2 protein-coding genes and 1 pseudogene are annotated in these 1,146 nt (G+C 31.4%); all 3 read left to right on the forward strand.

From position 1 onward, the window contains the following. Positions 1 to 417: 417 nt before the first annotated feature. Positions 418 to 528: pseudogene (locus SSCH_RS21780) on the forward strand (hypothetical protein); the annotation flags it as partial. Positions 529 to 619: 91 nt separating this feature from the next. Then, positions 620 to 928, forward strand: coding sequence for a restriction endonuclease subunit S domain-containing protein (locus SSCH_RS16380; protein WP_052835382.1), 309 nt, complete (start codon positions 620 to 622; stop codon positions 926 to 928). A 4-nt stretch (positions 929 to 932) separates the two neighbouring features. Beyond that, the coding region (locus tag SSCH_RS20080) for a restriction endonuclease subunit S domain-containing protein (RefSeq protein WP_232294250.1) at positions 933 to 1,146 on the forward strand (214 nt) is incomplete at its 3' end.

Raw genomic sequence — 1,146 nt, forward strand, 5'->3', positions numbered from 1 at the left:
CGTATCCCGAGTCATTGGGGACAGAGAAAAGTCAAATAACTTATTGATGAAAGAGTAGAGAAAGGATATCCTGATGAAACCTTAATTAGCAGCCACACAAAACAAAGGTGTAGTACCTAAGCATATGTAATGAAAACAAGAACGGTAGTTGCACAAAAGGATTTACATTTATTAAAACTAGTTAAAAAAGGTGATTTTGTTATTAGTCTAAGATCATTCCAAGGTGGCATAGAGTATGCGTATTATCAAGGGATAATAAGTCCTGCATATACAATAATGATTCCAAAAAGCGAAATTGCTTCCTGGCTTTTTTTAAACATCTGGGTAAAATCAAAATTGTTTTATCGAATTAACTAAAAATGTGTGTAACAGGGATTAGGGAAGGTCAGAACATAGACTATAACGTAATTAAAAAATTCAATGATACCTCTTCCCCCAAAAGAAGAACAAGATAAAATAGCTAAATTTCTAGACAATCGTCTTTCTAAAAATCAACCGATTTATAAAAGCAAAAAAAGAAGGAAATAGAGCTTTTTAAAGAACTAAAACAAGCCATTATAAATCAAGCTATAACGAAAGGTATTGATCCTAGTGTACCGAAGAAGGATAGTGGTGTGGAGTGGCTTGGGGAGATACCGGAACATTGGAAGATAAAAGGATAAAAAACAATAATCGTTTATATAACGGAAATGCATTTCCAATTGAGTATCAAGGCAATGACTTTGGAGAGATTCCATTTTATAAAGTGAGTGATATTAACAAAGCAGAAATCTTTGTATCTGAATCTAATAATTATGTAAGTCGAGAATTAGTAAATAACAATCGATGGACTATTATCCCGAGTAATTGTATATTATTTGCTAAAATCGGTGAAGCATTAAAAGAAAAACCATCGGAAAATAAACAAAAAGGTCTGTTTGATAGATAACAATATGCAAGCAATGTACCCATATGAGATTAATTTATTATTCCAATATTACTTGATGAGAGTTATAGATATGTCTTGGTTTGATAATGGTGGTACGGTTCCATCAATAAATACTAGTGAATTGTTAAGTTGCAAAATTCCATTTCCACCTATAAGAAGAACAACAGGCTATTGTAATCTATATTTGAAACCAAAAATTAAAGTTTATCGAGAAAACA

This window comes from Syntrophaceticus schinkii (genome assembly GCF_000946815.1).
In the GTDB taxonomy this organism is placed as follows: domain Bacteria; phylum Bacillota; class DSM-12270; order Thermacetogeniales; family Thermacetogeniaceae; genus Syntrophaceticus; species Syntrophaceticus schinkii.